General features: G+C 67.7%; 7 protein-coding genes. All 7 read right to left on the bottom strand.

What is annotated here, in order from left to right; translation table 11 throughout:
- Positions 1-108: 108 nt before the first annotated feature.
- Positions 109-1467, bottom strand: a complete 1359-nt coding sequence (locus tag AB1609_11730) for a GH1 family beta-glucosidase (GenBank protein ID MEW6047135.1) — start codon at positions 1465-1467, stop codon at positions 109-111.
- Complete coding sequence (locus AB1609_11725) at positions 1464-2429, bottom strand: glycoside hydrolase family 16 protein (protein MEW6047134.1); 966 nt, start codon at positions 2427-2429, stop codon at positions 1464-1466. Before AB1609_11725 ends, AB1609_11730 begins: the two co-directional genes overlap by 4 nt.
- Before the next feature lie 7 nt (positions 2430-2436).
- Complete coding sequence (locus AB1609_11720; protein MEW6047133.1) at positions 2437-3270, bottom strand: carbohydrate ABC transporter permease; 834 nt, start codon at positions 3268-3270, stop codon at positions 2437-2439.
- A gap of 15 nt (positions 3271-3285) precedes the next feature.
- The gene (locus AB1609_11715) at positions 3286-4368 is read right to left on the bottom strand and encodes a sugar ABC transporter permease (GenBank protein MEW6047132.1); all 1083 of its coding nucleotides are present in this window, start codon (positions 4366-4368) and stop codon (positions 3286-3288) included.
- Complete coding sequence (locus AB1609_11710) at positions 4365-5648, bottom strand: extracellular solute-binding protein (protein MEW6047131.1); 1284 nt, start codon at positions 5646-5648, stop codon at positions 4365-4367. The genes AB1609_11715 and AB1609_11710 overlap by 4 nt, the downstream gene beginning before the upstream one ends.
- Before the next feature lie 25 nt (positions 5649-5673).
- Positions 5674-6741, bottom strand: coding sequence for a LacI family DNA-binding transcriptional regulator (locus AB1609_11705; protein MEW6047130.1), 1068 nt, complete (start codon positions 6739-6741; stop codon positions 5674-5676).
- Positions 6742-7012: 271 nt separating this feature from the next.
- The coding region (locus AB1609_11700) for an HAD family phosphatase (protein ID MEW6047129.1) at positions 7013-7688 on the bottom strand (676 nt) is incomplete at its 5' end.

Below are 7688 nucleotides of genomic sequence, written 5' to 3'. Positions count from 1 at the left end.
GGGAGGTCTTCGCCCGGGTCGGCCTCCACTCGCTGGTCCCGACGGGTAGACAGAAAGCTTCGGCCTGAAACGACAGCAAATGGCTTCATAACGGCAAATCGGGCGACTTCAAGTTGAGCAACTTCGGTCTAGGCCGTTTTGCGCGATGACCCGAGCGTACCACCGGCCGCTCTTCTTGATGGTGCGCTCCTGGGTCTCGAAGTCGACCCGCACGATGCCGAAGCGCTTGCTGTACCCCAGGGCCCACTCGAAGTTGTCCAGGAGCGACCAGATGAAGTAGCCGCCGAGCCTCACTCCGTCTTGGATGGCGCGATGCGCCTGGTGGAAGTGCCGGCGCAAGTAGTCGAGGCGCTCGTCGTCAGCGACCTGGCCCGTCTCATCCGGGCGATCCTCGAAGGCGGCGCCGTTTTCCGTCACGAAGAGCAGGGGGTTGCCGTAAGCCTCCCGGATCCAGGTGAGCGTCTCATACAGGCCCTCCGGGTACACCTCCCAGCCCATCGCGGTGTGGAGCCCGGGCTGGGGGATGGTCCGGGTGTGGAGAAGCCCGGCGCCCGGCTCGTGAGCGACCACGGCGCGGCTGTAGTAGTTGACGCCGACGAAGTCGATGGGCGTGGCCATTTCCCGGAAATCCTCATCCACCACCCGGGGCCAGGCGCTGCCAAGCCAGGCCGTCAGGAGTTCGGGGTAACGGCCCAGGAAGATGGGGTCGAGGAAGAGCCGGTTGTGGTAGGCGTGAGAACGTTCGGCGGCAGCCCGGTCGGCTTGCGACGCGCTGGCCGGATGCTGGGGCCCGAGGTTCACCGTGATGCCGATCTGGCCGCCCCGCACGTTGCGGGCACGAAAGGCCTGGACGGCCCGGCCGTGCGCCAGCAGCAGGTGGTGCGCCGCCCGCAGCCCCGCCCACAGGTCCCGCATCCCCGGTGCGTGCACCCCGGCGATGTAGCCGAGGTGCGCCACGCACCAGGGCTCGTTCAGCGTGATCCAGTGGCGCACACGGTCGCCCAGGCGGTCGAAGAGGGCGGCGGCGTAATCGGCAAACCAGCCGGCGACGTCCCGGTTGGCCCAGCCGCCCATGTCCTGCAGCGTTGCCGGGAGATCCCAGTGGTAGAGCGTCACGAAGGGGACGATGCCCGCTTCGAGCAGCGCATCCACCAGGCGTTCGTAGAAGGCGAGGCCGGCAGCGTTGACCGCCCCGCGTCCCTCCGGTAGGATGCGCGGCCAGGCGACCGAAAAGCGGTACGCCTTCAGCCCCAGTTCCCGCATGAGGGCCACGTCTTCCCGCCAGCGCCGGTAGTGGTCGCAGGCGATGTCGCCCGTCTCGCCCCGCTCCACGTTGCCCGGCGTGTGCGAAAAGCGGTGCCAGATGGAGACCCCCGCCGCGTCGGCGAGCGGCGAGCCTTCGATCTGGTACGACGCGGTCGCGCAGCCCCACAAAAACCCCTCCGGAAAGCGCTGCACCCGGCTCACTCCCCTTCACTGTCACGCGCTGCGTAGACCCGCACGTAGTCCACCAGCATGGTCTGCGGAAACGTTGTCGTGTCGTCCGGGTACCCGGGCCATTGCCCGCCCACAGCCACGTTGAGGATCAAGAAAAAGGGGCGGTCGAAGACCCAGGGCGTCCCCTGGGGAATGTCGGCGGACGTAACCGTGAAATAGTGCGTCTCGTCCACGTACCAACGAATCTCGCCGGGCTCCCATTCGACGGCGAAGACGTGAAAGGCGTCGGCAAACGCCCGTGCGCCGGGAAGCGTGTAGCTTCCCCCGATGCCGCGCGCACCGGAATAGCCGGGCCCGTGGATGGTTCCGTAAACGGTCGCCGCTTCACGACCGATGTTCTCCATGACGTCGATCTCGCCGCACGCAGGCCAACCGAGCTGGTCGATGTTGGCGCCCAGCATCCAAAAGGCCGGCCAGATCCCCTGGCCGCGGGGGAGCTGGACGCGGGCCTCGATACGCCCGTGGCGCACCTCGAACTTCCCTCGGGTGTTGATGCGGGCGGAGGTGTAGCGGCACGGCCCGTAGTAGCAGCGGAACCGCCCGGCTTCCAGCTCCCTGGCGGTGATAGCGAGGTGTCCTCGGCCGTCGAGCGCCAGGTTTTCCGGCTCCGCCGTGTAATACTGCCGTTCCCGGTTGCCCCAGCCCGGCAGGCTGTCTTCGCTCCCATCGCCGATTTGCGGGGTCCACTTTTGGGGGTCGGGGGCGGCGCCGGCGTTCCCGTCGAACTCGTCGCTCCAGATGAGCACCCACCGGCTCGGATCCGGCCCGGGAGAGGACGGGGCCCCCGAGGCCACGGCTCCTGCTCCGGATACCGCCCCGGCGCCCGGCCCGCAGGCCATGGCCCCTGTCAGCACGGCCAACAGGAGGGCTCCCGCTCCCGGCGATCGCAGAGCCGCGTGCATGGGGGTATCCTGGACGGCGGCGTCGCGCACGGAAGCCTCACCCCTTCACGGCGCCCGCCGTCAGACCCTCGATGATGCGGCTCGACCCGGCGGCAAAGGCCACCAGGAGGGGCAGCACGCTGAGGGCCGTGCCCAGCATGAGGGCACCCCAGTCGGTCGAGATGAGCCCCTGCAGCGACCTCAGCGCCAGCGGGAGCGTGTAAGCCTCTCGCTGCTTGAGGACGATGAGGGCGCCCATGAAGTTGTTCCACTGCCCGACGAAGGTGATGATGCCGAGGGTGCCGAGCGCCGGCTTGATCAGGGGCAGCGCCACGTTCCGGTAGAGGCGAAACTCGCTCAGGCCGTCGATGCGCCCGGCATCCAGCAGGTCGGTGGGCACGGCGCTGGCGATGTACTGGCGCATGAGGAAGATGCCGAAGGCCGACGCCATCCCCGGCACGTACAGCGCCCTGGGCAGATTGAGCCAGCCGAGCCACTTCACGATGAGGTAGTACGGGATAATCCCGAGCAGCCCCGGAATCATGAGCGTCGCCAGCAGAAAGCCGAACAGCGCGTCCCGGCCCTTGAAGTCGTACATGGCGAACCCAAACCCCGCCAGGCTGCAGAAAAACAGCGTGGATGCGGTGGCCAGGAGGGCCGTGTAGAGGCTGTTCCAGGCGTTGCGCCAGAACGGCACCGCCTCGAGAAGCCGGGCATAATTGGCCGAAGCGTCATCGCTGAACCACATGGGCGGCGGCGCCCGGAAGATGGTCGACCGGTCATGGGTGGCCAGCACGAACATCCAGTAAAACGGAAAGGCGGTCAGGAGCGCCATCGAAACGAGCAGGACGTAGATCAGCACCTTTGCCGGCCACGATCGAACTTTTCGCATCCCCGCCACCCCGCTTCACCCTTCCCGGCGCTGCAGGCCGCCGCGGCCGATCAGCCGGAAGTTGACCGCTGACATGATGCCGATCACCAAAAACAGCACCCACGACATCGCGGCCGCCGAGCCCATGTACAGCCACTCGAAGCCCGTGCGGTAAAGGTACAGGGCGACCGTCAGCCCCGCCTCGCTCGTCCCGCCGGTGCCTCCGGTGAGGATGTACGGCTCGTCGAAAAGCTGCATGTTGCCGATGATGGTGAGCGTCACCGCAAAGAATATGATGGGCTTGAGCAGGGGCACGGTGATCCAGCGGAACTGCTGGTATATCCCCGCGCCGTCCACCATGGCCGCCTCGTAAAGCTCCCGGGGAATGGTCTGCAACCCTGCCAGGTAAAGCACCGTGTTCCAGCCGAACCAGCGCCACACAACGAGCATCGCGATGGCCGGCTTGATGTAGGCGGCCCGTCCGAGCCAGTTCACGGGAAGCTCCAGCTTGAGGGCGTCGAACAGCCACCCGAAGCCGGCGTGCTGTTCAAGCCACACCAGCGCCGCATTCAGCGCCCCGTACTGCGTGCCGTAAATGGTGGTGAAGATCATGCTCACTGCGACCGTCGAGGTGATGTAGGGCATGAAATAGGACGAACTGAACAGGTTTCGCAGCCGCACCAGCCCTGAGTTGAGGATGAAGGCCAGCGGAATGGCGATGACGTGCTGCGGCAGACCCGAAATGGCCAGCAGCACCACGGTGTTCCAGAGGGACTTCCAGAACCACGGGTCGCTCAGCAAAAACGTGTAGTTCTCGAGCCCCACCCGTGTCATGGTGCCCAGGCCGCCGACGGCGTTCCAACTGTGGAACGACAGGTAGAACGAGAACGCGATGGGGTACAGCCCGAAGATGGCAAACAGCACGAAAAACGGGCTGATGAACAGGTACGGCGCGGCCCGGCGCTGCCAGCGGGACCAGCTCACCCGGCCACGCCCGGCGCGCGGTGCCGGGCCGGCGGCAGCACGGGGAGGGGCGGCCGGGGCCGGGTAGCCGGCCGGCCCGGACCCCTGTGCGGAAAGCCCGCCCGCCTCGCTACCCGGCCGCCGTACGGTTTTCACCGGCGCACCCGCCGCTCGATGAGTTGCCTGGCCTCGGTCAGGGCCTGTTTGACGTCCTTCCCCTCGTCCAGCACCTGGGCGAGCGCCGACCCCACGATCTCCGAGGCGACGGGGTCACCCGGGTGGATGACGGTGACGCGGACGGTGCGCGCGACGTCGGCCCACATCCGGCGCGCTTTCTGCCCGCCGAGGAACGGCATGGGCTCGTCGAACATGGGGTCATCCAGCGCCGCCAGAAGCGCCGGGAACGCGTTGGTGGTCTTGAACGCCAGCAGCTGGATGTCGCGGCGGGTCGTCAGGAACTGCACGAGCTTCCACGCATCCGCCTTGTTCTTCGACTGCTCGGGGATGGCGTAGAACGACCCGCCCCAGCTCACGAACATGTTCTCGGGCAAATTGCGCGCGCCCCACTTGCCCGCGGTGTCGGGGGCCATCCAGTTCTGCAGGTGGCCGGCAAGCCATGCGCCGGACAGCTCCACGGCCACGGTGCCGCGCTTGAACGCCTCGTACCACTCGTTGCTCCACGCGCCGATACGGGCGTCCAGCCCGGCGCGGCGCACCTGCTGGGCCGTGGTGAACGCCTTGACAAAGCGCGGGCCGTCCACCACCGGGCGGCCCTTCACGTCGAAGTAGACCCCTTCGCCCTCGGGGATGTCGCCACGGTACATGGCGTCGGCGATGGTGGAGGCGGCCGCAATCAGGAAGACGTCCGGCTTGCCGTCGCCGCTCGTGTCCCGGGTCACCTTGCGCCCGAGGGCCACGAGGTCGTCCCAGGTCGCCACCCCGTTGATGTCAAGCCCGGCGGCCTGGAGCACGTCCCGCCGGTAGAACATCGTGCCGGGGCCGGTGTCCGTCGGCATGGCGACGATTCGCCCGTCGGCCGTGTTCGCCTGGCCCCACGCGTACGGCACGAACAGGTTGCGGTACTGACCTGCGTTGAAGGGCGGCTTGCTGAGGTCGGTGAGGCCGCCTTCGAGCGCGAAGCGCCCCAGGAACCCGATTTCGACGGCGACCACGTCAGGGGCACCCGAGCCGGTCGCCAGCGCCGTCAAGAGCGCATTGTGGTGGTCGCCGTAGCCGAGCACCTGAAGCTTGACCTCGATGTCAGGGTACACTTTGTTGAACTCGGGGATGACCTTCTTGATCACCGAGTCCAGGTCCGGAAACACGCCAATGGTAATCGTGCTGCCCGCAGAGGCCGAAGCTCCGAAGGCGAGCCACAGCGCCGCCACGAGAAGACCGGCCCAAAGCCGGCCCAACGCTCTAAACCCCCGTATCATCGGCCGTCAACCCCTCTCTCCGGCTTCACGCGGACTGACGAACGACCAACCGGGTTTCCAGGACCACGCGAGGGGCGGGCACCTCCCCTCCTTCGATCATGTTCACGGCCATCCGCACCGCGAGCGCTCCCATCTCGGTCATGGGCTGTGCCACCGTGGTGAGCGGCGGCAGGGTCGCCTGGGCCATTGGAATGTCGTCGAACCCCATGACCGCAGTATCGCCGGGCACGGAGAGGCCTGCTTCGTGGAGCGCGTGCAGGACGCCGAACGCCATCAGGTCGTTGGAGCAAAACCACACGTCCGGAAGAGTGCGGCGCTGTTCGAGCCACTCCCGCACGGCACGATAGCCCGAAGGGGTGAGAAAGTCTCCGTGGACGACGAAGGCCGGGTCGTAACCTACGCCGGCCTCTTCGAGGGCGAGGCGGTAGCCCCGCAGGCGGTCGACGGCAGACTGGATGGAGAGTTCGCCGGTGATGAACGCGATGCGCCGGTAGCCCTTCTGGATGAGGTAGCGGGTGGCCTCCATGGCCCCCTTGAGGTTATCCACAGCGATGTGGGGAAAGCGGCTGCCCTGGCTGCGGTGGTCCACCACGACGACGGGCGGGACGCCATCCACGTTCCTTTCGAGGAGTGAAAGGGGCCCGGCGTGGCGCGGGGTCATGATGACGAGCCCCTGGCACTGACCGGCCTCGAGCGCCCTGCGGATCACCTCGTCGTGGCCGCGGCCTGCCGTGGTGTAGAGAACGAGGCCGTAGCCGCGTCGGTACGCCTCAGCTTCAACGCCCTTGAGCACCTCAACGTAGAACCCGGTGCTCACGTCGGGGACGATGAGACCCAAAAGCCCGCTGAGGCGGGTGCGGGCGGCCTTTGTGAGCGCTTCCAGCTTGAGCGACGCCGACAGCCGCACCTCGTCGGGGGTGGAACCCAGCGCAGCGATGGCCTCGTGGACCCGGCGGCGCGCCTCCTCACTGACGCCGGCCTGGTCGCGCAGAACGCGGGAAACCGTCGAGGGGCTGACGCCCGCCGCCCGCGCGATGGCGCGCACCGTGGGGGAAGTTGCTTGCGTCGTTTCGCCGCCGGGCTGGCTGTCCAAGGCCTGTTTCCCCGCCCCCCTGGCAAGCCCTATTTGACACGTTGCCGGGACGTTCCTGCAACGTTTCACAACCTTACCCACCGGGCGGTATCGCTATAAGGCTCCCGCACGCCGGCGCCCGGATCGGCGCGGGTGAGTGTCTCCCACGGCCCGCCCAGTTGTGCGATACCCGAGGCAAAGGGGAGCGCCCGGGCAGGATGACTGACATACACGTCCCGCGAGGACGTCAGGAGCTACCGGTGCGCAAGCGGCCTCACAACCGGGAGGGCGGCTACGCTTCGCGGCGCCCGGCGCCTCCCGTCGAACCGGCGATCATGCGGAGGAGGTCCTGCGCCTCCATGCCCCGGAAATCATCCACCACGCGTGCAGCACCCGCCTCCTTGAGCCTCTCGGGCGGCTCGGAGGTGGCCACCCCCAGGCAGACCGCTCCCGCCGCCACCGCTGCCCGCACCCCCGGCAGCGAATCTTCGACGACGACGGCCCGCGCAGGCGAGACCCCCAGGGCCTGAGCCGCTTTGAGGAAGATGGCCGGGTTGGGCTTGGCCTCCGTCACGTCCTGCCCGGTGACGACCGCGTCGAAGGCGCCCACCAGGCCCAGGTGGTGCAGGATGGCGCCGACGTTCTCCGGAGGCCCTGACGTTGCCAGCGCGAGGGCCACCCGGTGGCGGGCGAGGTCCCTCACCAGATCCTGAACGCCGGGCACCGGTTGGAGCACCGGCACGTAGCGCTCGCGGTAAAGGGCTTCCTTGCGCCGGGAAAGCTCGGCGCGCTCGTGTTCGCTGAACCGGCCCGGGAACAGCGCTTCCAGGGCCTCCTCGTTCTTGCGCCCCGAGAACTCCCGGCGGAACATCTCCTCGGTGATAACGATCCCGCTCTCCCGGCTGAAGTCCTGCCAGGCCTTGAAGTGAGCGGGGTTGCTGATGACCAGCACCCCGTCCATGTCGAAG

This window comes from Bacillota bacterium (assembly GCA_040754675.1).
In the GTDB taxonomy this organism is placed as follows: Bacteria; Bacillota; Limnochordia; order Limnochordales; family Geochordaceae; genus Geochorda.
This window is presented reverse-complemented; position numbering and strand designations above follow the sequence as displayed.

Coding starts and splice junctions, on each gene's coding strand:
- AB1609_11710 (MEW6047131.1), bottom strand. CDS start 5,648: ATGATACGGGGGTTTAGAGCGTTGGGCCGGCTTTGGGCCGGTCTTCTC.
- AB1609_11720 (MEW6047133.1), bottom strand. CDS start 3,270: ATGCGAAAAGTTCGATCGTGGCCGGCAAAGGTGCTGATCTACGTCCTG.